The 26999-nt window shown below is 37.0% G+C and carries 26 protein-coding genes; 22 read left to right on the forward strand and 4 right to left on the reverse strand.

The features are described from left to right. Window positions 1-81: 81 nt before the first annotated feature. From cydD to recN, 12 genes are all read left to right on the forward strand, one after another. Window positions 82-1800: a thiol reductant ABC exporter subunit CydD gene (gene cydD / locus K5Q14_RS02295; protein WP_220734220.1), complete on the forward strand. Its 1719-nt coding sequence runs from the start codon at window positions 82-84 to the stop codon at window positions 1798-1800. Continuing rightward, window positions 1800-3527, forward strand: a complete 1728-nt coding sequence (cydC, locus tag K5Q14_RS02300) for a thiol reductant ABC exporter subunit CydC (protein ID WP_220734221.1) — start codon at window positions 1800-1802, stop codon at window positions 3525-3527. The genes cydD and cydC overlap by 1 nt, the downstream gene beginning before the upstream one ends. Continuing rightward, window positions 3527-4159, forward strand: coding sequence for a glycoside hydrolase family 73 protein (locus K5Q14_RS02305; RefSeq protein ID WP_220734222.1), 633 nt, complete (start codon window positions 3527-3529; stop codon window positions 4157-4159). The genes cydC and K5Q14_RS02305 overlap by 1 nt, the downstream gene beginning before the upstream one ends. A 100-nt stretch (window positions 4160-4259) precedes the next feature. Next, entirely contained in the window at window positions 4260-6503 is a 2244-nt protein-coding gene (pcrA, locus tag K5Q14_RS02310) for a DNA helicase PcrA (RefSeq protein ID WP_220734223.1), read from the forward strand. Window positions 6504-6550: 47 nt separating this feature from the next. Continuing rightward, window positions 6551-8596, forward strand: a complete 2046-nt coding sequence (ligA, locus tag K5Q14_RS02315) for an NAD-dependent DNA ligase LigA (protein WP_220734224.1) — start codon at window positions 6551-6553, stop codon at window positions 8594-8596. Continuing rightward, entirely contained in the window at window positions 8593-9735 is a 1143-nt protein-coding gene (locus K5Q14_RS02320) for a CamS family sex pheromone protein (RefSeq protein ID WP_220734225.1), read from the forward strand. Before ligA ends, K5Q14_RS02320 begins: the two co-directional genes overlap by 4 nt. 54 nt (window positions 9736-9789) lie before the next feature. Next, window positions 9790-11076, forward strand: coding sequence for an exodeoxyribonuclease VII large subunit (xseA, locus tag K5Q14_RS02325; protein WP_220734226.1), 1287 nt, complete (start codon window positions 9790-9792; stop codon window positions 11074-11076). Next, window positions 11069-11293: an exodeoxyribonuclease VII small subunit gene (locus K5Q14_RS02330; protein ID WP_220734227.1), complete on the forward strand. Its 225-nt coding sequence runs from the start codon at window positions 11069-11071 to the stop codon at window positions 11291-11293. Before xseA ends, K5Q14_RS02330 begins: the two co-directional genes overlap by 8 nt. Then, a complete protein-coding gene (locus K5Q14_RS02335; protein WP_220734228.1) occupies window positions 11286-12209 on the forward strand; it encodes a polyprenyl synthetase family protein in 924 nt (307 codons plus the stop codon). Before K5Q14_RS02330 ends, K5Q14_RS02335 begins: the two co-directional genes overlap by 8 nt. Next, window positions 12206-13048, forward strand: coding sequence for a TlyA family RNA methyltransferase (locus K5Q14_RS02340; protein ID WP_220734229.1), 843 nt, complete (start codon window positions 12206-12208; stop codon window positions 13046-13048). Before K5Q14_RS02335 ends, K5Q14_RS02340 begins: the two co-directional genes overlap by 4 nt. After that, the gene (locus tag K5Q14_RS02345) at window positions 13041-13496 is read left to right on the forward strand and encodes an arginine repressor (protein ID WP_220734230.1); all 456 of its coding nucleotides are present in this window, start codon (window positions 13041-13043) and stop codon (window positions 13494-13496) included. Before K5Q14_RS02340 ends, K5Q14_RS02345 begins: the two co-directional genes overlap by 8 nt. A 35-nt stretch (window positions 13497-13531) precedes the next feature. Beyond that, entirely contained in the window at window positions 13532-15214 is a 1683-nt protein-coding gene (gene recN / locus K5Q14_RS02350; protein ID WP_220734231.1) for a DNA repair protein RecN, read from the forward strand. Window positions 15215-15295: 81 nt separating this feature from the next. On the opposite strand, the gene K5Q14_RS02355 is transcribed toward recN, so the two are convergent. Then, the gene (locus tag K5Q14_RS02355; RefSeq protein WP_220734232.1) at window positions 15296-16603 is read right to left on the reverse strand and encodes an NCS2 family permease; all 1308 of its coding nucleotides are present in this window, start codon (window positions 16601-16603) and stop codon (window positions 15296-15298) included. A gap of 350 nt (window positions 16604-16953) precedes the next feature. On the opposite strand from K5Q14_RS02355, the gene K5Q14_RS02360 reads away from it, so the two are divergent. From K5Q14_RS02360 to K5Q14_RS02390, 7 genes are all read left to right on the forward strand, one after another. Next, window positions 16954-17628 carry a 2,3-bisphosphoglycerate-dependent phosphoglycerate mutase gene (locus K5Q14_RS02360; RefSeq protein ID WP_220734233.1) on the forward strand — a complete coding sequence of 225 codons (675 nt, stop codon included), beginning with the start codon at window positions 16954-16956 and terminating at the stop codon, window positions 17626-17628. Between the two features lie 27 nt (window positions 17629-17655). Further along, a complete protein-coding gene (gene pepA, locus K5Q14_RS02365) occupies window positions 17656-18732 on the forward strand; it encodes a glutamyl aminopeptidase (RefSeq protein ID WP_220734234.1) in 1077 nt (358 codons plus the stop codon). Window positions 18733-18738: 6 nt separating this feature from the next. Next, a complete protein-coding gene (locus tag K5Q14_RS02370; protein WP_220734235.1) occupies window positions 18739-19923 on the forward strand; it encodes an FtsW/RodA/SpoVE family cell cycle protein in 1185 nt (394 codons plus the stop codon). After that, entirely contained in the window at window positions 19920-20207 is a 288-nt protein-coding gene (locus tag K5Q14_RS02375) for a YlbG family protein (protein WP_220734236.1), read from the forward strand. The genes K5Q14_RS02370 and K5Q14_RS02375 overlap by 4 nt, the downstream gene beginning before the upstream one ends. A 67-nt stretch (window positions 20208-20274) precedes the next feature. Beyond that, a complete protein-coding gene (gene rsmD, locus K5Q14_RS02380; RefSeq protein ID WP_220734237.1) occupies window positions 20275-20841 on the forward strand; it encodes a 16S rRNA (guanine(966)-N(2))-methyltransferase RsmD in 567 nt (188 codons plus the stop codon). Between the two features lie 15 nt (window positions 20842-20856). Continuing rightward, entirely contained in the window at window positions 20857-21333 is a 477-nt protein-coding gene (gene coaD, locus K5Q14_RS02385; protein WP_220734238.1) for a pantetheine-phosphate adenylyltransferase, read from the forward strand. Next, the gene (locus tag K5Q14_RS02390; protein ID WP_220734239.1) at window positions 21333-22424 is read left to right on the forward strand and encodes a SepM family pheromone-processing serine protease; all 1092 of its coding nucleotides are present in this window, start codon (window positions 21333-21335) and stop codon (window positions 22422-22424) included. Before coaD ends, K5Q14_RS02390 begins: the two co-directional genes overlap by 1 nt. 42 nt (window positions 22425-22466) lie before the next feature. Here K5Q14_RS02390 and K5Q14_RS02395 read toward each other — a convergent pair whose 3' ends face one another. The 3 genes from K5Q14_RS02395 to K5Q14_RS02405 all read right to left on the reverse strand — a co-directional run bounded on the left by K5Q14_RS02395 (window position 22467) and on the right by K5Q14_RS02405 (window position 25423). After that, window positions 22467-23156, reverse strand: coding sequence for a MucBP domain-containing protein (locus K5Q14_RS02395; protein ID WP_220734240.1), 690 nt, complete (start codon window positions 23154-23156; stop codon window positions 22467-22469). Between the two features lie 91 nt (window positions 23157-23247). Continuing rightward, window positions 23248-24072 carry an NAD(+) synthase gene (gene nadE, locus K5Q14_RS02400; RefSeq protein ID WP_220734241.1) on the reverse strand — a complete coding sequence of 275 codons (825 nt, stop codon included), beginning with the start codon at window positions 24070-24072 and terminating at the stop codon, window positions 23248-23250. A gap of 1 nt (window position 24073) precedes the next feature. After that, entirely contained in the window at window positions 24074-25423 is a 1350-nt protein-coding gene (locus K5Q14_RS02405) for a nicotinate phosphoribosyltransferase (RefSeq protein ID WP_220734242.1), read from the reverse strand. Between the two features lie 72 nt (window positions 25424-25495). On the opposite strand from K5Q14_RS02405, the gene tsaE reads away from it, so the two are divergent. The 3 genes from tsaE to K5Q14_RS02420 are packed head-to-tail and all read left to right on the forward strand — an operon-like array spanning window position 25496 to window position 26984. Then, window positions 25496-25945, forward strand: a complete 450-nt coding sequence (gene tsaE / locus K5Q14_RS02410) for a tRNA (adenosine(37)-N6)-threonylcarbamoyltransferase complex ATPase subunit type 1 TsaE (protein ID WP_220734243.1) — start codon at window positions 25496-25498, stop codon at window positions 25943-25945. Further along, window positions 25942-26454, forward strand: coding sequence for a GNAT family N-acetyltransferase (locus K5Q14_RS02415; RefSeq protein ID WP_220734244.1), 513 nt, complete (start codon window positions 25942-25944; stop codon window positions 26452-26454). The genes tsaE and K5Q14_RS02415 overlap by 4 nt, the downstream gene beginning before the upstream one ends. Then, complete coding sequence (locus K5Q14_RS02420) at window positions 26451-26984, forward strand: 3'-5' exonuclease (RefSeq protein WP_220734245.1); 534 nt, start codon at window positions 26451-26453, stop codon at window positions 26982-26984. The genes K5Q14_RS02415 and K5Q14_RS02420 overlap by 4 nt, the downstream gene beginning before the upstream one ends. The last annotated feature ends 15 nt before the right edge of the window (window positions 26985-26999 follow it).

Genomic DNA, 26999 nt, shown 5'->3' on the forward strand with positions numbered 1-26999 from the left:
GGCGTTTTTTATTTTAAAAAAGATTCCCCATAGAAAAAGGATTTTTAAAATGAACAGCAGTAAATATAGGAATAAAGTAAAATGATAGATAAAAGACTTTTTAAACTTAAAGGTATTATAAGTACACTTGTTGTGCTTGTATTTATGACTGGGGTTCAAGGATTAGCGATCCTTGCGCAAGGTATATTTATAGCAAGAGCGATTGTTGATTTCTGGCAAAATAATTTATCATCTGAAACGAGCATTAATATTGCTTTGTTTGCGCTAGCTTTTTTTGTACGACAGCTGTTAGTTGTTATGAAAAATAAATATATGGCAGTTTATGCTGACAAGGCGGTTGAAAATTATCGCATTAAGCTATTAGAAAAATATACAGAGATTGGCTCGACTATAATTGCTGATCAAGGAACTGGTAATGCGGTGACGACCCTAGGCGTTGGTTTAGATAATGTCAAAAACTATTTTCAGCTCTTATTGATTAAAGTATTTGATTTAAGCATTATTCCTTGGTTAATTTTAATGTACATCTTGTATACTAAATGGGAGCAGGGACTATTTTTGTTATTGATTTTCCCAGTAGTCATTATGTTTTTTATTATCTTAGGATTAGCAGCGCAAAGCAAAGCGGACGCGGAGTTTATTAACTTTAAAAATTTAAATAATCGTTTTGTTGATGCCTTGCGTGGCTTACCAACTTTAAAACAACTTGGATTGGCAGATCAATATAGTGATGAAATTTATCAAATTTCTGAAGATTATCGCAAAACAACGATGCGAACATTGCGAATTGCAATGACTTCAACATTTGCTTTAGATTTTTTTACGACCCTCTCTATTGCTGTTGTTGCAGTTTTTTTGGGATTTGATTTATTGAATGGCAAGCTGACACTTTTACCTGCTTTAACGATATTAATTTTAGCCCCAGAATATTTTTTGCCACTACGAAATTTTTCTGATGATTATCACGCCACATTAAATGGTAAAAATGCGCTAACTGATGTGTTATCAATGATTGATAGACCGACAATTAAAAATCAGGATAAATTGCAATTAAAAACATGGCATAATTCGGAACAATTAACCTTAGCACATGTTGATTTTTCTTATGATGAACAAGTCGTTTTAAAAGATATTAATATCCAAGTTAGTGGTTACCAAAAAATTGCTGTGGTGGGTGAAAGTGGTTCAGGAAAATCGACTTTACTTAATATTATAAGTGGCTTTTTATTACCAACTAGTGGAAAAATTACTGTGGCGAATCAAACAATGCCGCATTTAGCCCAAGTAGATTGGCAGAAACAATTTTTTTATATGCCACAGCATCCTTATATTTTTCATGATACGCTGAGAGAAAATATAACATTTTATGCGAAAAATGTTACGAATGAACAAATAACAATTGCTACGCAAAAAGCTGGATTAACTGAACTTGTCAACGACTTACCAGCAGGTTTGGATAGTATTATCGGTGAAAGTGGCCGACAGGTTTCTGGTGGACAGGCACAGAGAATAGCATTGGCAAGAATGTTATTAGATGATCAGCGAAAAATTTTATTTTTTGATGAACCAACCGCACATCTTGATATTGAAACCGAATATGATCTGAAGCAGACTATGGCGCCAATTTTATCGTCACATTTAGTATTTTTTGCAACACATCGACTGCATTGGTTAGATCAAATGGATTATGTTTTAGTCATGCGGCATGGCAAAATAGTAGAACAAGGTGAACCGCAGCAATTATTAGCAGATGGGCACAGCCAATTAAATCAATTACGTCATGACTTAGGAAGTGTATAGTGAACAAGATAAAGCATCTATTAGCAAATGATCGATGGATTGTACCGTTTTTGAAGACACAAAAATCAGGTTTTTTTTGGTCGATATTTCTAAATTTATTAACAATAGTAGCGGCCAGTGCATTAATGTTTGTTTCTGGCTATCTGATTTCGCGAGCAGCCCAGCGTCCTGATAATATTTTGTTGATTTATGTGCCTATTGTGCTAACGCGTGCTTTTGGTATTGCACGGCCAATTTTTCGGTATGCACAGCGGCTAGTATCACATAATTGGGTATTGCGCTTTGTTTCAAAGTCTCGTCAACGTCTCTACGAAAGTGTTGCTAGTACAGCAAGCAGTATTCGTGGGCGATTACAAACAGGCGAAGTTTTAAGTTTGTTGGCAGATGATTTAGATCAGTTACAAAATTTGTATTTAAGAACACTATTTCCTCTAGCTACAGGGTTATTGGTCTATTTATTTGTTAGTGTAGCTGTTGGCACTGTTAATTGGCTATTTATGCTATGGTGGCTGTTTATGCTAGCTATCATTATGATCGTTGTGCCGACAATAAGTTTTTTGATGAACCGGGCACGTGTGCACAGACAAAAGCAATTACAGTCGCAATTATATACTGACGCAACTGATGCTGTATTGGGTTTACAAGATTGGGTACTATCAGGTCGCCAAAAGGATTTAGTGACGCAACAAGGTCATATCATGGCTAATTTAGCGAAAACAAAAAATGCTGGGATGACATTTGGTTGGTGGCGTGATTTTGCGCTTCAAATGTTGGCTTTAATTTTGGTAATTACGACCTTGATAGGTGTAGGTTTGCAATTTAAAAGTAATCACATGGCAGTTAATTTCATTGCTGCCTTTACATTGGCAATCTTTCCCCTTATTGATGATTTTATTGGCGTCAACCAAGGTGTTAGTGAGGCTTCGTTTTATGAGGATAGCATTGAACGCTTGAATGCTTTGCCGGTTCCTGAAACAAGTCAGATTAAAGCTGAGAAATTAACTGATACAACAGTGGCTTTAAATCATGTAATCTTTAAATATGATAATAAAAAAATTATTGATGCAGTAGATTTAATAGTACATCCGGGTGAAAAAATAGCATTATTAGGGCGATCTGGTTCTGGGAAGACAACACTCTTAAAACTGATAGCTGCAGATATTGCACCACTTTCTGGGACTATCACGATTGGTAACCAGCCGATTAATCAATTACAACATCAATTATCAAAACTCGTGGCGGTTTTAGATCAACAATCGTATTTATTTAACACAACAATTTTAAATAATGTGAGAATGGGTAATATAAAAGCGACAGATGATCAGGTGAAATTGGCGATTAAACAAACTGGTTTACAGCCGCTAATTGACAGTTTACCAAATGGCTATGAAACACAAATGCAGGAGGCTGGCGCTAGGTTTTCAGGAGGCGAACAGCAACGTTTTGCTTTAGCTCGTATCTTGTTACAAGATGCACCCATTGTTATTTTGGACGAACCAACTGTTAGTTTGGATCCGAAAACTGAATATGATGTGTTAACACAAATTTTTGAAGTATTACAAGATCGAACAATTATTTGGGTGACGCATCATTTAACAGGTATTGACTATGTTGATAAGGCCTATTTTTTAGAAAATGGCCGTTTTGTATTAGCGGATACACCTAAAAACTTACGTCAAACGTCAGTTCACTTTCAACAATTATTGACAATGGATGGCATTAAATAATGGCAAAAAAAAGAAAAAAACGTACAAAAAAAAGACTATTAAAATTAAATTTATGGTTATGGGTAAGTAGTATTTTAATCATAGCAATTGGCGCTACTTTTTGGTCGCAAACACTTATTTATGATAAACAAGAAACGCCCAATCAAGATGCAGTGCGCCAACAAAAAACTGATTGGATTAATCAGTTGGCACCATATGCAAGACAAATGCAAGAAGAGTATGGTGTCATTGCTTCAATCAGTATTGCACAAGCTATTTTAGAATCGGATTGGCATACGTCAACGTTGTCAACACAATATAATAATTTATACGGCATTAAGGCTGATGCGAATCAAAAAAGTGTTGTTTTACCAACACAAGAATTTGAAAATGGTCAGTGGATAACAATTCAAGGCCGTTTTGCAGCTTATGATACATGGCAAGCGAGCATGAAAGCGCATGCAAAATTACTATATCATGGGACGAGTTGGAATACTGAGCAATATGAGCATGTTTTACAAGCACGCGATTATAAGTCAGCAGCTCAGGCATTAACCCAAGATGGTTATGCAACTGATCCGATGTATGCAAAAAAATTAATTGCAATTATTCAAGAGTGGCACTTATCGCGTTTTGACATACCACAAAAGTAAACGAGAGGTATCTCGTTTTTTATTTTTGTCATAGCGAACTGATGTTCGCTATAAAATCTGGTATAATATATAGAAGTTAATTTACACTTTAGGAGCGCACATGTCAGTAGAAGAACTTATTAGCGGAATGAACGATAAACAGGCCGAAGCAGTCCAGATCACACAAGGACCTCTTTTGATTATGGCAGGTGCGGGTTCAGGTAAAACTCGCGTTTTGACGCATCGTATTGCGCATTTAGTGCAAGATTTAAATGTCTTTCCATGGCGTATATTAGCCATTACATTTACTAATAAAGCAGCAAAAGAGATGCGAGAACGAATTAGTTCGTTATTGTCAGAAGATGTTGCACGCGATATATGGGTATCAACGTTTCATGCACTAGCTGTACGTATTTTGAGACGTGACGGAGAAAGCATTGGCTTGGCGCGTAATTTCACGATTATAGACACGAGTGCGCAACGCACATTAATGAAACGTGTGATTAGTGATTTGAATCTGAATACCGATCAATATGATTCTCGTACTATTTTGGGTATGATTTCAAACGCTAAAAATGACATGTTACGTCCACATGATTACGCAAAACAAGCAGACAATGCATTTCAAGAAACAGTTGCAGAGGTTTATACGTCATATCAAGCCGAGCTTAAACGCTCACAGAGTGTTGATTTTGATGATTTAATTATGTTGACGATTGATTTATTTCAATCTTCACCTGAAGTGCTTGAACGCTACCAAAAACAATTTGAATATTTACATGTTGATGAATATCAAGATACCAATGATGCGCAATATACAATTGTTAATCTGTTGGCACAACGTTCGCAAAATTTAGCCGTGGTTGGTGACGCTGATCAGTCTATTTATGGTTGGCGTGGTGCTAACATGAATAATATTTTGAATTTTGAAAAAGACTACCCAACGGCACATACTGTCATGCTAGAACAAAATTATCGTTCAACACAAAATATTTTGGATGCTGCAAATGCCGTAATTAATCATAACAATGAGCGTGTCCCTAAAGAATTATGGACACAAAATGGTAAAGGCGATAAAATAACCTATTATCGTGCACAGACAGAGCATGATGAAGCGAATTTCATCTTATCAAACATTCAGAAAATGCGGACCGAAAACAAGATGGCGTATAGTGATTTTGCCGTTTTATACCGTACGAATGCACAGTCTCGTAGTGTTGAAGAATCCCTAGTTAAAGCGAATATGCCATATACGATGGTTGGTGGTCATAAGTTCTACGAACGTAAAGAAATCTTAGACATTATGTCGTATATGAATTTAATTACAAATCCTGACAATAATGCAGCATTTGAACGTGTAGTGAATGAACCTAAACGTGGCATAGGTGCGACTTCGTTAATACGCTTAAGAGAATTAGCTAATCGTTTAAATGTTTCTTACATGACAGCAATTGACAGTATTGAGCTTGCGCCAGAAATTTCAACGCGAGCAGCTACTAAATTTTTAACATTTGCAGAGATGATGCATGATTTGCGTCAGCAGTCAGAATTTTTAAATGTGACAGAACTTGCTGAAATGGCTATGACAAAATCTGGCTATCGTCAAATGTTGGCTGAAAAAAATGATCCAGATAGTCAGGCAAGATTAGAAAATTTGGAAGAGTTTTTGTCTGTTACAAAAGAATTTGATGCCAAATATAATCCGGAAGATCCTGAATCAGTCGATCCAATGACTGATTTTCTAGGATCAACTGCTTTAATGAGTGATCTAGATAATTTTGAAGAAGGCGACGGATCTGTCACCTTAATGACACTGCATGCGGCTAAAGGTTTGGAATTTCCGGTTGTATTTTTGATAGGCTTGGAAGAGGGGATTTTTCCACTTTCACGATCATTAATGGATGAAGATCTTCTTGAAGAAGAAAGGCGTTTAGCGTATGTTGGTATTACCAGAGCAATGAAAAAATTGTTCATGACTAATGCTTTTTCACGGTTACTTTATGGGCGAACACAGGTTAATGAAGCATCCCGTTTTATAGATGAAATTTCACCAGAATTACTTGAGTCAAAACAGTCAGAACCACACATTGGCAATAATCGTGTCATGCCATTTGATCGGAAAAGACAAATGGCAACAGCAACAACGTATCAGTCAACACCAGTGACAAAACAGGTCAGTGGCACTACCGGTGGTGATAGTGTTGTTTGGTTGGTCGGTGATAAAGTGTCACACAAAAAGTGGGGAACAGGGACAGTTGTGTCAGTAACTGGTAGTACAAATGATCAGGAATTGAAAGTAGCCTTTCCATCTGAAGGGATTAAACAATTGTTGGCGGCCTTTGCACCAATTACAAAAACGGATTAAAAGCAAGTAATTTGTACCAAATGAATCAAGCTAGATTAGGAAAAAATATGCTACCAGAATTAAGACCAATTGAAAACTTATCGACAGAAGAGGCACAACAAGAAATAATCAAGTTACAAGACGATTTGAGGCAATATGGGGTAGCCTATTATGAGCAAGATGCGCCGCTAGTAGAAGATTATATATATGATGCGATGTATGCTCGATTAGTGGCATTAGAAACTGTATTTACGCAGTTTATAAATCCTGATTCGCCGACACAAAATGTTGGTGGTGCGATGACTAAGTCTGGTTTAGACAAGGTCGTACATCCAGCACCAATGCTATCATTAGGTGATGTTTTTAGCTTGGAAGAGCTTGACGAATGGGATTTGCGGACCACTAAATCGCTAGGTTTCCAATCAAATTACAACCTGGAATTAAAAATTGATGGTTTGGCAGTCGCATTAACATATGTGTCGGGTAAGCTTGTGCAAGCATCTACTCGTGGTAATGGTACAATTGGAGAAGATGTAACAGCAAATGTGAAAATGATTAAGGCCATTCCACAGGTGTTAAATGAACCAATTACGATTGAGGTTCGTGGTGAAATTTATATGCCAAAATCCAGTTTTTCGAATTTAAATAAACAAAGAGAATTAGACGGATTAGCACCTTTTGCTAATCCGCGTAATGCTGCTGCTGGATCATTACGACAATTAAATGCCAAAATCATGAAGCAACGTAATTTATCTGCTTTTGTTTACTATACCGCTGAACCAGATGTTTTAGGAAGTACAACACAAAGTGACGCTTTGGAACGATTTTCGGCGTTAGGGCTGCCCACGGATAAACACAACCGCGTGATTACTAAAATGGCGGATATTGCTAATTATATAAATGAATATACTGCGGCACGTGATAGTTTAGCCTATGGTATTGACGGTGTTGTTGTTAAGGTCAATCAGTTAGATGATCAACTCGATTTAGGTAATACGGTTAAAATTCCGCGTTGGGCTATTGCCTATAAATTTCCGCCAGAAGAGGCACTAACAGTTGTGCGTGCTATTGAATGGACAGTTGGCAGAACTGGCGCAGTGACACCAACAGCTGTCATGGACCCTGTTCAACTTGCGGGTACTACGGTACAACGAGCAAGTTTACATAATCCAGACTATCTTAATGAAAAAGGTGTTAGACTAGAAGATACAGTGACATTGCATAAAGCTGGGGATATCATTCCAGAAATTGGTCAAGTTATTTTATCTAAAAGATCAGTTGACAGCAAAGCCTACGAAATACCACTTTTTTGTCCTGCTTGCCAGTCAGAATTAGTGCATATTGAAGGCGAAGTTGCTCTCAGATGCATTAATCCGTTTTGTTCGGCACAAATACAAGAAGGATTGACACATTTTGCTTCACGTAACGCAATGAACATTGAGGGAATGGGGCCAAGAGTTATTGGACAGTTACTAAAGGCAGGTTATATTAAGGATGTTGCTGCTATTTATCGTTTGACATCAGAACAATTGTTTTCATTGGATAAGTTCAAAGAAAAAGCGGTGACTAATTTATTGACATCAATTGCACGTTCAAAAGACAATTCACTTGAGCGGCTGTTATTTGGCTTAGGTATACGAATGGTTGGTGCTAAAGCCGCGCGTGTTATTGCTGGAAAATTTAAAAATCTGCAGGCAATTGCAATGGCAACGACAGAAGACATTGCCAATATTGATGGTATTGGAGACAGAATTGCACGATCAATTGTGCAATATTTTGATATGCCGGAATCAAAACAATTGCTAAAAGAATTAACAGATGCTGGCGTTAATCAAAGATATTTGTCTGATGTTGAAATTGATGAAAATTCATTTTTCTATCACAAAAAAATTGTTTTAACAGGTAAACTTGAAAAAAATAGTCGTTCTATAGTTACAAAATGGCTACAAGATCATGGGGCAAGTGTTTCAGGATCTGTATCAGCAAAGACTGATTTACTTATCGCAGGTGAAGCTGCAGGTAGTAAATTGCGAAAAGCAAATGAACTAGGTGTGCCAACATGGACAGAACAAGAGTTCATTAGTGCGCAAGTAAAAGAGGAAATTGATAAATGAGACGTATAGGTTTTCGCGGGTATATGGTTATTGTAATAGTAATTGTGGCTCTTGCCATTGGCGGACTGTATTTTTTTAATATAAATCGTGTCGCACCTACAGCAACAAATAAAGCAAATGGTGTTCAAATCACACAAAGAGCCTCTGGCCAATATCAAACTGTCATTAAAGATGGTCGTTATTTGGTAAGTGCTGCACGAGGAATTACCGCAACCTCTGAGCCAAACAGTTTAGATGTTAAACATTTTGAATCAAGTCTATTGGATTTATCAAAAACGCAATTTAAGCCTAGTCAATATATTTTTCAGGAAGGACAGTATTTATCATCAGATACCGTGAACGATTTACTCAGTCGGAAAAGTAGTAGCAATTCAAACGGATTAAACCCAGAAGATAATGGTAAAACTGACTCCTCGCGTAATCCTATATATGTTCAAACTTTGACAGAACAAGATTTCATGACCAAATCAGGCAATAATTTAAAATTGTCTGGCATAGTTGTTGGTATTGCGATGAATACACAAGATGAATATCAAAAAGAGCAATACGGAACAACCTATAAACAAGAAATTTCTGAAGCTGATAGAGTAGCATATGGTAAAAAAGTCGCACCGCAAATCATTAAAAAAATTCGTAGCCAATCAGGTGTATCAAAAAATACACCAGTTGTCGTTGCAATGTATGCTAATTCAGCATCTGATTCGTTGGCCCCTGGTGGCTTTTATGCTGAAGTAAAAAGCGCACAAGGTACTGACTTATCTGAATGGACGGATATTAGTGATAAATCAATTGTGCTACCAAAAGAAGCAACTGATACATCCAGCCTAGGTAATGATGAAAATAATGGCTTTGCCAATTTTAAAAATGATGTATCAAATTTCTTCCCAAATATTGCTGGCGCCACTGCAGTAGCAAACTTTAAAAAAGGCACGTTATCCGGGCTTAACGTGACTGTTACGACACAATTTTATAGTCAAACAGAAATTGATAGTTTCACAACTTATGTGTCTCAGTCGGCTTTAAAATTTTTGCCTAATAATGTGCCTGTCCGTATTGTGGTACAGACCGCTAATGAATTACAAGCAATACTCATTCGTAATGCAAACGATAAAACATTTTCGACAACAATTCTCGATTAAGCATAGTACGCTATGCTTTTTTGTATATATGCATAAAAATGGTATAATTTAACTATGTCTGAAACCAAAAAATATTTGACAATTAGCGCGTTAACGAGCTATTTAAAACGTAAATTCGATGCCGATCCTTATTTGGAAAAAGTTTATCTGACAGGCGAAATCTCTAATATGGGACGCCGTCGTGGGCGACATTTGTATTTTTCAATGAAAGATCCAAATGGTGGCGCTGTTATTTCTGCTGCAATGTTTTCTTATGCCAGCCGTTTAAAATTTGAGCCAGAAGAAGGTATGAAAATTAATGCCATCGGTCGTGTTCAAATATATGAACCAAGTGGTACCTATTCAATTATATTGGAACAAATGACACCAGATGGTATTGGTGAATTATTTTTGGCTTATGAACAGTTAAAAAATAAATTATCTCATGAGGGGCTATTTGATCTTCCTAAAAAAAAGCTGTCGACGTTTCCTAAAAAAATTGCTGTTGTCACGTCACCAACAGGGGCTGTCATTGAGGATATTGCACGTACCGTGCAAAGAAGATATCCAAGTGCTCAGGTTGTTCTTTTTCCTGCAGTGGTGCAGGGTGAAAAGGCAGCAGCGACAATTATTAAACAAATTTTACGTATTGATGAGTCAGGCGGCTATGATACTTTGATTGTTGGTCGTGGTGGTGGTTCAATTGAGGATTTATGGGCCTTTAATGATGAAAAATTAGCACGCGTGATTGCTGCAGCGAAGATACCAATTATTAGTTCTGTTGGGCATGAAACAGATAATACTCTGGTAGATTTTGTTGCTGATCAACGTGCGGCTACACCAACAGCTGCTGCAGAATTATCGACGCCTATTACATTAGAACAAGTGATTAGCCGTTTAAATGAGCTACAAATAAGATTAAATTTACGCATGAAGCAATTGATTGATATCCGTCAGCAACGAGTTGATCGCGTCACGCAGCATGTTATTTTCCAACAACCAGATCGTTTGTATACAGCATATAATCAACGGGTTGATCAACTATCACATACGTTAATACAGGTTTTACAGCAGCGCCTTAAAACAATTCAACATCAGTTGACGGTTCTTGTACAAAGGCAGTTACAAGTCAGGCAAGCAGTGTTAAGACAGCCTAGAGAACAAGTGCAACTTATGGCAGCAAAATTAGATTTAGTGAGCCCACTGAAAATATTAAATCGTGGTTATGTTCTCATTGAAAAAAATGCACAGGTGGTGCGTACAATTAGTAACATTCAGAAAAACGATCATATCGACTTGCGGTTTTCAGATGGTATGGCAAAAGCTAAAATTATAGAAACGAGTGATTTGAAAAATGAGTGAAACAATGACTTTTGAAGAAAAGCTACAACAACTAGAAGAAATTGTGAGTCAACTTGAAAAAGGTGATAGGCCATTAGAAAGTGCCTTGGTTGACTTTCAAAGTGGCGTTGGCTTAGTAAAAGAGTTGCAAGGTACTTTAAAAAATGCAGAACAAACGTTAGCAAAAGTAATGGATGATAACAATGAATTAACTGATTTGGAACAAACAAATGACTAAATTAACAGCTTTTCAATCAGAATGGATACCAAAAATTGAACAACAATTAAAACAAGATTTAGAAAACGCTTCACGTGATAGCGACTTTTCTGAAATGATGGCATACGCTGTTTTGAATGGTGGCAAACGTCTACGACCAATGTTAACCTTAGCGGTAATAGCAAGTTTTGGTCAAAAAATAACGCCAAATATGTTGAAAGTGGCAACGGCAGTGGAATGGGTGCATGCCTATTCATTGGTGCATGATGATTTGCCAGCGATGGATAACGACCTACTTCGCCGGGGAAAGCCCAGTGTACATGCACAATATGGTGAGGCAGAAGCCATTTTGGTAGGCGATGCACTACTCACAGGCGCTTTTCATGTCATAAGCAGTGCTAATAGTGTCACTACAGAAAATGGAGCCATTGCTGCAGAAGAATTATTATTATTATCACAGATGTTATCTTTTCAAGCAGGTGCTTTTGGCATGGTTCTTGGTCAAGTTGAGGATATGAAAAACCATCGTCAAAACAAAGAAATTGATGTCAATTGGTTATTAAATGATGTGTATGCGCCTAAAACAGCAGCATTATTAGGCTTTGCGGCGGCAGCTGGTTCACGACTATCCCATTTGAATGCTGTGACAGAGGCGGCTGAATTAGCGGCAACTCAAACTAATTTGGCACTACTAACATTTGGTATTGATTTTGGTATGGCGTTTCAAATTCAAGATGATTTGGATGATTTTGACCAAGATGATGTAGAAAATATTACGTCATTACCGCATTTGATTGGCATTAATGCAGCTAGCAAGAAACGTGATGAATACCTTACTCATGCACGAAAAACATTGACTGACCTTGCAACACAGAATTTGACATTTGATCGCGCGCTGTTGGATGATTTTTTGAACTTAATTGGAGATAATATATGAGTGCCATAGACAAAGAACGTGTTGATATTTTGCTTGTTCAGCAAGGCTTATTTGATTCACGAGAACAAGCAAAAAGAGCAGTCATGGCAGGAGAAATTCTGGGTAAAAATGAAGAAAGACTGGATAAAGCAGGTCAAAAAATACCAGTGACAACCGAATTACATTTTAAAGGTGAAAAACTGAAGTATGTGTCACGTGGTGGGTTGAAGCTGGAAAAAGCGTTAAATGACTTTGACATTACAGTGAAAGATAAAATTGTATTAGATATTGGTTCTTCTACAGGTGGTTTTACGGATGTTGCTTTGCAAAATGGTGCCAAGTTAGTTTATGCATTAGATGTTGGGACAAACCAGCTTGTTTGGAAACTAAGATCAGATGATCGTGTTAAAGTGATGGAAAATACAAATTTTCGTTATTCAAAATTAAATGATTTTAAGTTTGGACAACCAAATTTTGCAACAATTGATGTGTCTTTCATTTCATTAGGTCTGATATTGCCACCATTGGCAAACATTATTAGTATGGGGGGGCACGTTGTTGCTTTAATTAAACCTCAATTTGAAGCGGGACGTGAAAATGTTGGTAAAAACGGTATTATTAAAGAACCAGCAGTTCATAAACAGGTGCTTCAAAAAACTACCCAATTAATGTTACAAGATGGTTTTACTATTAGCGCGTTGACCTATTCTCCCATTAAAGGTGGGCAGGGGAATATCGAATTTCTTGCTGTTTTAATACGTGACGATTCACCAAGTATGGCTGATAATATCAATATTGATCAGCTCTTAGCGCAGACGTATGCACAACTAAATCATACAGAAAGCCAAGCCAATGAATAAAAAAACGCGTCAAAAAGTACTGTTAGCATTAATTCAGCAACAACAAGTGGGCCGCCAAGAAGACATTGTGGCACATTTTGAAACATTAGGCGAAACAGTCACGCAAGCAACAATATCGCGAGATATTAATGAACTAGGGCTTATCAAAATTCCTAATTCACAAGGTGGATTTCATTATCATTTGCCAAAACAAGATGATAGACCTTATCTTCAGCGTTTACGACGCGCTTTGCAGCAGTCATTTCTTAGTCAACGTGCACAACGTGGACAAATTATATTAAAAGTACAACCAGGTAATGGGCAACTCATTGCTAATTTGTTTGAACAGGTGAAATTCCCAGAAATTTTTGGTACTTTAAGTGATGACGGCTCTGTGCTCGTATTATTAAAAGATGGTGTGGTTGCATCTCAGATGACTAATACAATTCAGAAATTATTGGAAAAATAAACGAAAGAAAATGTGCATAAAAGCACACCATAACTATGCTAGAAAATCTTATCATTGAAAACTTTGCCATTATCGAAAAAGTTGCGTTACAGTTTGATAGTGGTATGACTGTTTTAACAGGTGAAACAGGTGCTGGAAAGTCTATTATTATTGATGCACTTTTAATGCTTACGGGCGGACGTGCTAATTCAGAAATGATACGTCATGGCAGTCAAAAAGCAATCCTGCAAGCTGTTTTTAGTGTACCTAAAAATAAAATTTTAATTGATAAATTAACTGAAAATGGTATTGATATTGATGATGGTGAATTGATTATTTATCGAGAACTTAAGCACAATGGGCGTAGCCTGATACGCATTAATAGTGTAGTAGTTAATTTAAAAACCCTATCAATTATTGGTAGATATCTCGTTGATATTCAAGGACAAAATGATACGCAGCAACTATTAAACCCCGAAGAGCATTTGCCTTTGTTGGATGCTTATGGTGATGCACAATTATTGGCCACAAAATCTGACTATCAGCAAATCTTTCATGAATTTAGGACAATTACACAACGTATTCGAAGAATTCAGACCTCTCAGCAAGAGATTACACAGCGGCTAGATTTATTACAATTTCAGCAACAGGAACTGGAAGATGCAAATTTACAACCAAATGAAGAAAATGATTTGCTTGATACACGGGGTAAATTATTAAACTACAAAAAGATTGCGGATCGTTTACAAAACGCACAAATGGCGCTTAATGGTGACCAGGGCGGAGCCGTCGATCTTTTGGCAGAAGCAATGCAAGCGTTACAAGAAATTGCTGAGTATGATGACAATTATGCTGAGCTAGCCCGAACGATAGCAGATAGTTATTATACAGCGCAGGAAGTAAGTCGTGATGTTGATGAACAGATGAGTGATTTAACCTACGATGAAGCAGAATTACTAAGAATAGACGAGCGACTCCAATTAATTCACTCATTAGAACGTAAATATGGGACCACAGTTGCTGATGTTTTATTGTTTAAAGATCACGTTGATAAAGAATTATCTATGATGGACAATGATGAGTTAGATGTTGAAAAGTTACAAATGACGCAAAATGATTTAAGACAGGTCTTGCGTAAGCAAGCAATTAAATTACGTGAAGTGCGACAAAAAGTCGCACGCGACTTGGAACAAGCTGTCAATCAACAATTGAATGAGCTTTTGATGAGTGGGGCAGAGTTTGCAGTACATTTTGAACAAATTGAAGGTTTTGTTTCTTCTGGTACAGATAAAGTTGAGTTTCATGTGCAAACTAATGTGGGTGAAGGCATGGCGCCGCTTGTTAAAATTGCCTCTGGTGGTGAAACAGCGCGATTGATGTTAGCCATTAAAACAGCTTTTACAAAGCAACAGCACATTATATCAATTGTATTTGATGAGGCAGATACTGGTGTTTCTGGTCGCGTTGCACAAGCAATCGCTAAGAAAATGTTGACGATTGCAGCTGATTCACAGGTGCTTGCTATTACACACTTACCACAAGTTGCAGCAGCAGCAACACATCACTTTTTAATTGCTAAAACAACTGAAATGGATCGTACAGTGACCCAGGTGAAAGCACTTGATGAAGATGGACGTGAACGCGCAATTGCTATGATGTTATCTGGCGATAATATTACCGAAACTGCTTTAGCTAATGCGCGAGATCTTCGAAAACAAGCATTAAAATTGCCATACTAATGATGTATACGTAATAAAAATATCACACAAAAAGCTATTCATCTAGTGAATAGCTTTTTGTTTGATATTTTTTATTTAATTTTAATGTGCGACAATGACTAAGAATAGAACGAATAGTATAGCTAGTGCATACATTAATGGATGCACTTTTTTACCACGACCCGTTGCAATCATTGTGATAGGGTATAAAATGAACCCTAAAGCGATGCCATCTGAAATTGAGTAAGTAAGTGGCATACCAATAATAATCAAGAATGCAGGTGCGGCAATTGCTAAGTCTTCCCATTCAATTTGACGTAAGCTTTTAGCCATCAAAACACCGACAACAACCAGTGCGGGTGCAGTAACTTGTGACGTTACGACACTTAGTAAAGGTGAAAAGAATAAGGCTAACAAGAAGAATAGTCCAGTAAAGACACTAGTTAATCCAGAACGGCCGCCTACTGCGATGCCTGATGATGATTCAACATAAGCAGAGGTTGGAGAGGTACCAATTACAGCGCCAACTGTCATGCCCACGGCATCAGCCATTAAAGCCCGTCCAGCACGGGGCATTTCATTATTTTTCATAAATCCAGCTTGGGTAGCTAAGCCAATCATTGTACCTGCTGTGTCAAAAAATGTGACTAACAAAAATGTAATAACAACTGTAATCATTTGCAAAGAGTTTATATCGCCAATATGCATCACGCTAACACCAAATGTTGGGGCTAGTGAGGGAACTGGTGAAATAATTGTAGCAGGCAATTTAATTAAGCCAAATATAATACCAACAATTGATGTGGCAACCATGCCGATAAAAATAGCGGCTGGTGTCTTACGTGTTAATAGAATAAAAGTCAGAATAATGCCAAAAATTGACAAAAGTGACGTGGGGGTTGTTAAATTACCCAAAGACACCATGGTGTCTTTATTAGCAACAATTAAGCCAGCATCATGTAGGCCAATAAAAGCAATAAATAGCCCAATACCCGCTGCAATGGCTAACTTTAAGTTTTGTGGAATAATGTTAATAATTTTTTCACGAATCTTAAAAAATGTTAGGATCAAAAAGATAATCGCAGCGACGAAAACGCCTGCCATGGCTGTTTCCCATGAGACACCCATACCAATAACGACAGAATAGGCAAAAAATGCGTTGACACCTAAACCTGGAGCAATGGCAATTGGATATAAAGCAACAATTCCCATGAATAGTGTAGCAACAGCTGAGGCAATAGCTGTTGCAGTAAAGACAGCACCTTTATCCATTCCAGCAGCACCTAAGACAGAAGGGTTAACGAACAAAATGTACGCCATTGACGTGAAAGTTGTTAAGCCAGCAATGAATTCAGTACGAATTGACGTATTCAATTCGTCGAGTTTAAAATAATTTGCAATCGCAGACATGATTGCCTCCCAAAAATATAGTAACGTTAGACGTTCTATTTAAGTTTAGCAGTATAAAAGATGAATTAAAACATAAAAATGCCTTTTATATTATCAAATCATAGATTATTCAACCTAAAAAAATCATGAAAGCGGTTTAAAAACGAACAATAATATAAGAGCGTTCGTCTTTTATTGATAATTATTTTTTTGTACCTAAAAAGTGAATAACTGTTGCACTAAAATTACTATATTTTGACATAATAAAGCGGTTAAACAAATTCAGTTACTTTTTTTGGAGCATGTCACTCACAATTTATTTAATTTTTAATGTTATAATAGAAATAACATTGATTTAAGGAAGTTAACTTATGGTTGCACAACTTGTGTTGGTTCGACATGGTGAATCGACAGCCAATCGAGATAATGAATTTACTGGTTGGACCGATGCACCTTTAACTTTAAAAGGTCGGCAACAAGCCAAAAGCGTCGGTGCGATTTTAGCACAAAGGCAGTTACTTTTTGATATGGTGCATACGTCTTATTTACAGCGTGCTATTACAACAGCTAATATTATTTTGCTTGAAATGAACCAGTCTTGGTTGCCAATTAGTAAAACATGGCGATTAAATGAACGTCATTATGGTGCACTACGTGGTTTAAACAAAGATATGGCACGAACAAAATATGGTGTTGAAGCGGTTGCTTTATGGCGTCGGAGCTATACGGAGGTACCGCCACTATTAGAAAAATCGCTATCAGACCGACGCTATCCTAATCATATTGAACCACTTGGTGAGAGTTTAAAAATGGCAAGTCAACGTATGCTTCCTTACTGGCTAGAAGTTGTGGCGCCTGAATTGCGCGCTGGTCATAATCAATTGATTGTTGCCCATGGGAGTACCTTGCGCGCATTAATAAAGTATTTAGAAAAAATTGGTGACAATGACATTGATGGTTTGGAAATTGGTAATGGTGAGCCAATCAGTTATACGTTCGATGATCAATTTCATATGAGTGAACGCCAATATTTAGAGTCAAACTAACGCTTTTTGGCAAAAAGGAGAATGCTTTTGAACGCTAAAACATGGGCAAGAGTCCAAAAATATACAGAATTACAAGGCACGTCGGGACAAGAACAAATCATTCGCAAAGCTTTTCGTGACGAATTACTGCCATTGGTTGATGATATTAAACAAGATGGTTTAGGCGGTGTGTTTGGAATCAAAAATAATAACGATCCACAGGCACCACGTGTCATGTTTGCGGCGCATATGGATGAGGTAGGTTTCATTGTAACCAGTGTGCTGCCTAATGGTGCGTTGAAAGTAGCTGCTATTGGTGGTTGGAATCCAACTGTGATTTCATCGCAACGGTTTACACTATTTACGAAAAATGGTGCTTATCCAGTTGTATCAAGTTCAGTTTCGCCCCATTTATTACGTGGCCGTGGCAGTCAAAACACACTACCAACAGTAGATGATATTTTATTTGATGGTGGTTTCATGAATGAAACAGAAGCACATGAATTTGGTGTTTTCCCAGGTGATTTTGTTGTTCCAGAAGTGGCAACAATTATGACTGCGAATAAAAAACGTGTGATCTCAAAAGCGTGGGATAATCGTTTTGGTGTGGTCACCATTCTAGAAGCATTAGATGCTTTAAAGAATGTTCAAACGCCTAACACGTTAATTATGGGTGCTGATGTTCAAGAAGAAGTAGGTGTTCGTGGCGTACATGGTGCGGTGAATTTAATGAAACCGGATATTTTTTTTGCGATTGATTCCAGTGCTGCCGATGATGTTACGGAGAGTGTGGGCCGCCAAGGTGTACTAGATCAAGGCACGCTTTTACGTGTCTTTGATCCTACCGTTGTATTACCAGTGCGGTTAAAAGAATTTTTATTATCAACTGCAGAGGATAATCATATTCCGTACCAGTATTTTGTATCAAAAGGCGGTACTGATGCAGCAGCAGCCCAAAGTGAACGAACGGGCATACCTTCAGTAGCATTAGGAGTGGCATCACGCTATATTCACACACATCAAACGATTTGGTCAATTGCAGACTTTGAAGCAGCAAAAGATTTTGTTATTGCGATTGCGAAAAATCTAGACGAATCGACTTTAAAAACAATTTTAGGTGATTAATTTTGCATGTTTAAAAAATTACGAAAATTAGATTATTGGATAGCTGTACCATTTGCAATTCTTAGTATGTTAGGCATTGTGATGGTTTTTTCAGCAACTCAGGGAACAACAGCAGCCCTGAGTAATTTTATTAAGCAAGCCATTTTTGTTGTGATAGGATTAATCGGTGCATTTTTTTTGTATCATTTGAATCTTAAAAAGTTACAAAACCAAATGTGGATGCGTAACATGCAATGGGCTGTTATTGTGGCGCTGTTTGTTGCTAGATTTGTTATGCCACCTGTCAATGGGGCCCATGGTTGGATTAATTTAGGACTCATTACTTTACAGCCAGCTGAATTTTTGAAATTAGCGATGATTCTTTATTTTGCGAATTTTTTTGCTCGACAACCATGGCAAAATCATGTCAAATTAAAGTTACAACCAGTAAGTCAACTGAGTGTCTGGTTTTTACCATTGACAGGCCTTGCGTTAGTTGTTTTCATGCCGGATAATGGTAATGGTTTAATTATTATACTCATATTAATGGCACTATTTTTAGCCTCTGGCGTATCACGACGTTTCATCGCTTTAGTGGCTGCTATAATGGGGTTGGGATTTGGATTTTTGCAAACACTGATTCGACTGGCTGATCATTTGTTTAATTTAACGAGTAGTAATCATTATGCCCTTGCAAGATTGACGAGTTTTGTTAATCCATGGGATCCCAATGCTGTTGACACTAGCCGACAGCTACTCTATGGTTATTATGCCATTGCACATGGTGGTATATTTGGTGTTGGTTTAGGTAATTCACTTATTAAGCCATATTTACCAGAATCAAACACTGATTTTATTATGGCAGTCATGACAGAGGAGCTAGGGGCGATAACAACAGCATCAGTACTGGGGTTAATGTTAATATTGGTTGGACGCATGATAATTTTGGGTATTCGGCAAAAAAGTCAGTATGCGCGACTGGTATTGTTTGGCGTTGCAACATTGTTATTTGTACAAGCACTTGTTAATTTGGGTGGTGTAGTAGGTATTTTACCAATTACAGGTGTTGTTTTCCCGTTTATTTCTGGTGGTGGATCGTCTTATATTGTTTTTAGTGCGTCAATTGGTTTAGTGTTAAATATTGCTGCGACACAAAAAAAATTAGTCGCCATTCACCCAGCAGATATCATTGCTAGAAAGGATTTAAAATGACATTAGAAATACAACCACGTCGTGCTTTGTATGTTTATTTAAAAAACAATCGACATGCCACACAATTAAAGAAATTTGGACAATTGACCTATGTTTCTCAAAAGATGAGTTTTGCTATGATTTATGTTGATGATATTGACATTGATCAAAAAATTGAAAAAATTAAACAATATAAATTTGTTCGAGAAGTTTTACAATCACCACGACCAGATATTGATCCAGACTTAGGCGATATGCACGATGATATTTTCTTTGAAAATTATGATGAGGAGAGCGTAAATTGACGTATAGCTGGGACTAGTAATATGAATTTGTGTTACTAACAGCAGCGACAATACGCGTGTTGATAAAATGCGAGTAGTAGCAGGCCAATTTCGTGGCACAAGATTAGAAGCAGTTGATGGGGATAAAACACGTCCAACAACGGATAAAGTGAAGGAAGCGATGTTTAGTATGTTAATGCCGCATTTAGATGGCGGGAATGTACTAGACTTATACGCTGGGACTGGCGGCCTTGGCATTGAGGCTGTGTCTCGCGGCATGGAACAGGCAACTTTAGTTGATCGCCAATTTCAAGCGATTCAAGTGATTCAGAATAATATTGAAAAAACACATGCTAAAGATGCTTTTACAGTATTAAAACTGACATCTCAGCAAGCACTCCAAAAGTTTTCTGAGGCAAATGTGACATTTGATCTTGTTTTTCTAGATCCACCATATGCTAAAGAAACAATTAATGCGGATATGCAATATATGGCAGATAACCATTTATTATCCAATAGAGCCATAATTTTAGCTGAAAGCAATGATGTGGCAAATTTACCAATTGAAGATAATACATTTGAAATTATGCGACAAAAGCAATATGGTATAACTGTTGTTACGATTTATCAATACAATGGTTTACAACAAGATTGACAAAGGGGAACAGATATGAGTATTGCATTATTTCCAGGTAGTTTTGATCCATTAACGAATGGTCATTTAGATATTATTCGTCGTGCAAGCAAAATGTTTGATAAAGTAGTGGTTGGTATTGGTAATAATACGAGTAAAAAAGCGCTATTTACACCTGAAGAAAAAATAGAGTTGATATCAGTTACTGTTGCTGATTTAGATAATGTTGAAGTAGCAGTGATGCATGGTTTGACAGTACAATTTATGGCAGAAATTAATGCTGGATTTATTGTCCGTGGGTTGCGTAACAGTAAAGATTTTGAATATGAACGTGATATTGCAGGGGTTAATAGCGCGTTGGCTGATGTTGAGACAATTTTACTGTTGTCTAAACCAGAAAATCAAAATATATCTAGTTCAATGGTTAAAGAAATTGGGGCAATGGGGGCAGATAATATGGCAAAATTTGTTCCTAAAGTGGTTGTTGATGCTTTGAAAGAACGGTTAAATTAATGCATAAAAAAAGTAAAATTATAGCAGCAATTGTTGCTGTCTTCGTAATTATTGGCTTAGTATGGCTTGTGCGTCCGCTTGATGGCTATATTGAAAGTCCTGGCGAAGCAGATGATTTATCACAATTTGTAAAAATTGATGGCAAAAATGATACATCAAAGGGTCGTTATAATATCACATCGGTGTATCTTTCTCGGGCAAATGGTTTTAGTTATTTGCAAACAAAAATTAATCCACATATGTCCTACGCTAAATCTGCCGATGTCATGGGTGGGCAAAGTTCTGAAGTATTTAATGAGGTACAGAATTTTTATATGCAAAGTGCCATTGCCAACGCTGAGCAAGTCGCATTTAAGAAAGCTAATCAAGAAATAACGGCAACTTATCGTGGTATTTATGTATTAAGTGTGAGTGGGACGTCACATTTTAAAAAATCAATTAAGGTTGGTGACACGATTACAGCAGTTGATGGGCACCATTATGAAAATTCTGATGGTTTTATTAAATATCTTGCTAATAAGAAAAAGGATGTTCGAGTTACGGTTGATTATTTGCGAAACGGTAAACGAGGACAAACTTCTGGTAAGACAATCAAATTGCCTAGTAGTAAGTCATCAGAATATCCTAATGGTCGTTCGGGGATTGGCATTGTTTTGACAGACAACGTCGCAGTTTCAACAAAACGAAAGATAACTGTTGATCCAGGTAAAATAGGCGGTCCTTCTGGTGGTTTAATGTTTACACTGCAAATGTATGATCAGCTGACCGGTGATAAGTTATCTAAAAATCGTAATATTTCTGGTACTGGGACGATGAATGTTAACGGCTATGTTGGTGAAATTGGTGGTATTGATAAGAAAGTCATTGCCGCCAGGGAAGCAGGATCAACCGTATTTTTTGCCCCTTATATAGCACCAACGAAAGAAATTTTGAAGTATGAAGAACAGCATAAAACAAATTATCAACTTGCTAGAGACACAGCAAAAAAATATGCGCCAAATGTTAAAATAATTCCTGTAGAAACATTTCAAGATGCGGTAACTTATCTTGAGACAGGTAAAATAATTAAAACGACAGATAAAGTAAAATAAAAATAGGTGGCCTCTTCTAATTAAGCAGAGGCCACCTATTTTTTATATTTTATGAACGTACATACTATTAATCCAACCGCTGTTAGCAATTTTATACCACAAAAGACCGTTTTCATGACGTTCTTCTTTTGAAATGGCTATAAAATCGCCATCTAAAACACTGCCGACTGGTAAACCATAAGGGGTTGCAAATATCTCAGTTGACATATTTGGTAGGAAATTTACTAAGGCATTAGGTTGATCATTTTCAACCTTGAAGTCCTGTATATAGTTGATATTTTCAACATTAGGTGCTGTATCTGATAATGACATTAATGATGCGTCATAACGTATCCAAACATGATCACCAACTTGGTACCAAAATTGACCATTTCCTGAAATCACACGCAGTGGCGTTGCCCAGTAACTGTCAGCAGGCAATGTTGTTGAAATATCAGCAGAATCATCGGGATTGTTATGTGCAAGTATCTCAACATGTAATGCGATGTACATATGAACACGATGTGCGTCACGCCAGCTTTGTGGTCGATAATAAAGGTGTAAAGACTGTGGGGAATTACCGAAAATACCAGATAATTCACCTGAATTATCAACATACACATAATTTGAAATATTCGGTGTGTCAATTGTGTAAGTTGTTTTTGGCAAACCATCTAAACGTTCAGGCGTTAAAAGCGATTCATGTGTTGCAATATTTTCATAATAAATCCAAATGGGTGATTGATTTGTCATAGTTTAACCTCTGTAACTATTATATCAAAATCTAGTCGTTTACTTAAATGGTTTTGATAGTTGTACAACTTGAAAAAATGATATGATTAATTCAATAAAACCATGTATCGTAAATAGTTACTGGTTCATGACGTTTGTGCATGCTGGTCAAATATAAATGTTCAATTTTTTCGGCATCTTTTGTTAATATATTTTTTCCTTCTAAATAATCATCAATACAATTGTATGTGACACCAAGCGCAATTTCATCAGGTAACTGTGGCCGATCGTCTTCTAAATCTGCAGTCGGTGTTTTGTCATACAATGCTTTTGGTGCGTCAAGTGTTTGAAGCATATCACGGCCTTGTCGTTTATTCAATCGCCACAACGGATTAATATCAGTGCCACCATCGCCGTATTTTGTAAAGAAACCAGCAAAAGCTTCTGCTGCATGATCGGTACCAATTACAATACCTTGATATTCACGGGCTACGGCATATTGGGCAATCATACGCATTTTTGGTTTAATAGACCCACGACTCAAATCGTTGACACCAAGGCCACTTGCACGTAAAGCAGTCGTCATAGCATCAGTAGCTGATTTAATATTAGTCGTTATAACTTGATCAGGTTGAATAAAATCGAGCGCTGCAATGGCATCTGATTCGTCGCGTTGGGTACCATAAGGTTGGCGTACAGCGATGAGTTTATAGTCAATCGCTGTAGTCGTGTTTAATTCTTTAATCGCTATTTTAGCAATTTTTCCTGCTAACGTGGAGTCTTGTCCACCAGAAACGGCAATAATATAACTGGTATATTGTGGATTATGTTGTAAATATTGTTTTAAAAAATCAACTGACCGACGAACTTCTGTGATCGGATTTATGACTGGTTGAACATGGAGATCAGCAATAATTTTGGCTTGCAGTGGACGCATATTAATTCTCCTTAATTTTTAGTTGAATGTCGGCAATAGTGGTGGATTTGGCATTTGCCAATTGTTTAGACAAAGTGACATCATAATGATCAGGGTGATTAAGTCGTTTAAAACGATCGGGTAATTCTAATAAAGCATTTTTTGCATATGTTTGTATCTCTTGGATGGTGGGTAGGTCATATACTTTTTGACCAGTAGTAAAAATATCATGTAATATTGGCTTACCAGAGCTTAATTCTGTTGCAAAAGATAACATGTCGCCAGATTTTGTGCGCCAAATTTGTTTTTTGCCAGGAATTGAAATTTTATCAGTATCATCTGAAAGTTTAATCGTATTTTCACCATCGATACTGACCATTTTATAAACAGCACCCAGTGCAGGTTGGTCAAATGACGTAATCAACTTGGTACCAACGCCCCATACATCAATTTTTGCGCCGCCTGCTTTTAAATCAGAAATGACATATTCATCTAAATCATTTGATGCATAAATTTTAGCGTTAGAAAATCCTGCTTCATCAAGCATTTTGCGAATTTTTATCGACAATAATATCATATTACCAGAATCAATTCGAATACCTTGAAAATTGATGTTATCACCAAATTCTCGAGCAACTTTAATAGCAGCAGGCACACCAGATTTTAATGTATCAAAGGTATCAACTAGGAAGACAACATCACGATGTGAGCGTGCATAGGCTGTGAAAGCATCATAGTCATTTTGATATGCTTGAACAAGGGCATGAGCATGTGTACCTGATACGGGTAGATTAAATAATTTACCGGCACGAACGTTTGAGGTGGCATTGAAGCCGCCAATGTAGGCAGCACGTGTACCCCAAAGCGCAGCATCAAATTCTTGCGCACGTCGGGTGCCAAACTCCATTAATAAATCGCCATTGGCAACTGCTACAATACGAGAAGCTTTGGTTGCAATTAACGTTTGAAAATTAATTATATTAAGCAAAGCTGTTTCGAGTAACTGCGCATCAATTAATGGCCCTTCAACTTGCAATAATGGTTCATGATCAAACATGACTTCGCCTTCATAGGGTGCCCGTAAAGTAGCAGTTAATTGCCATTTTTTTAGGTAAATTAAAAAATCTTCGTGGTACAAATTAAGTGATCGTAAATAAGCAATATCGCTATCATTAAAGTGCAAACAATCAAGATATTGTGCAATATGTGTTAGCCCAGCAAAAATAACATAGCCATTATTAAAGGGCATATCACGAAAATAGGCTTCGAAAACAACTTGCTTTTGATCAATACCTGCTTGCCAATAAGTATAAATCATATTTATTTGGTATAAATCAGTGTGCAATGCGAATGAATCGTCTGGATAGCGCATAATAGTTTCCTTTAAAATTATTAAACTCATTATAGCAAAAATATTCTGTAAAAGCCGTGATATAATAAAAAGATGAAAGAAATTTTGACAAACAATAGAGATGAAACCCAAAAATTTGCTGCACGCGTTGCTGCATTGGCTACTGCAGGATTAGTAATTGCCTTAAATGGTGATCTTGGTGCAGGCAAAACAACCTTCACGCAAGGATTTTCACGTGCACTTGGTGTGACTGAGCGTGTTAAGAGTCCAACCTTTAATATTATGAATACCTATCATGCACGTCTATTTCCAATTTATCATTTTGATGCCTATCGATTAGAAGAAACAGGTGCACAGGATCAAGGATTTGAAGATTATGTTGGCACAGACGGTGTGACATTGATTGAATGGCCACAGTATATGACGGAGTTGTTACCTAACAACCGATTAGAATTAATTTTTACGCGTGGGAACGATGATGATAGCCGTAAAATTCAAATTAATGGTGTGGGTAGTGCAGTAGAAATAGAAAGGCAATTATGACTTTTGATAGCGCAGAGCCAATTACTTTTACTTTGGAAGAGGCAAGTTTAAATCGTGCCCAATCTTGGCAATCTTTAATTCAAAATTTGATGGCAGAAACGGATACTTTTTTGGTTGCTAGTGTACGTGATGGTCAAATAGAGCCAGAAGAAAAGACTGATGAGCCAGCAATTACTTTATTATTGATTGCAGAGCAAAAAAATGACAGCCTGCCAGTTGGTATTGCCTCAATTGAAAATGGTGAAATCGGCATGGCAATTTTGAAAGAATTTCAAGGTGCTGGTTTAGGCCATAGTTTAATCGCATCCTTACTTGATTGGGCAGAAGTTGTTAACTTAAAAGAAGTTTGGTTGGATGTACAAACGGACAATTTAGTAGCGATACATATCTATGATAAATTTAACTTTAAAAAAATGGGTGATGAGGTCAATTTGACATTACCGAATGGCCGTGCAACCAAGTTACAACGTATGATTAAATTTTTAAATAAGGAGAACACATCATTATGAATTTTATAGCCATGGATTTTGAAACAGCCAACCATGAAAAATATTCGGCTGTATCAATAGCAATAGCAATAGTCCGTGATAATCAAGTTGTTGATAAATTTTATAGTTTGATAAAACCAGAAACCTATTTTAGTTCACGTAATACTGCGGTTCACGGGTTACGTGAAAGTGATGTTGTTGATGCTCCGAAGTTTCCTGAGATTTGGCCAATTATTGCACCATTGTTTAGAGAAAATAAATTAGTTGTCGCGCATAATGCATCATTTGATAATAATGTTTTGAAGGGCACGTTAGCGCATTATGGAATTGAAGAACCACATTATATGTTACTCGACACGGTACGTAGCAGTCGTAAATTATTTCCTAAATTTGAAAACCACAAATTAAATACTGTTGCTAATAACCTAGGTATAACACTAGATCATCATCATAATGCACTTGATGATGCTGTTGCAGCAGCTAATATTTTAATATATGAAGCTGAACATTTTGGTGTTGATAATTTAAAACAGTTTGTGCAAAATAAATGACCTATCCTAATGTTA

Origin of the sequence: Leuconostoc inhae, from assembly GCF_019656015.1 — a bacterium.
GTDB lineage: Bacteria > Bacillota > Bacilli > Lactobacillales > Lactobacillaceae > Leuconostoc > Leuconostoc inhae_A.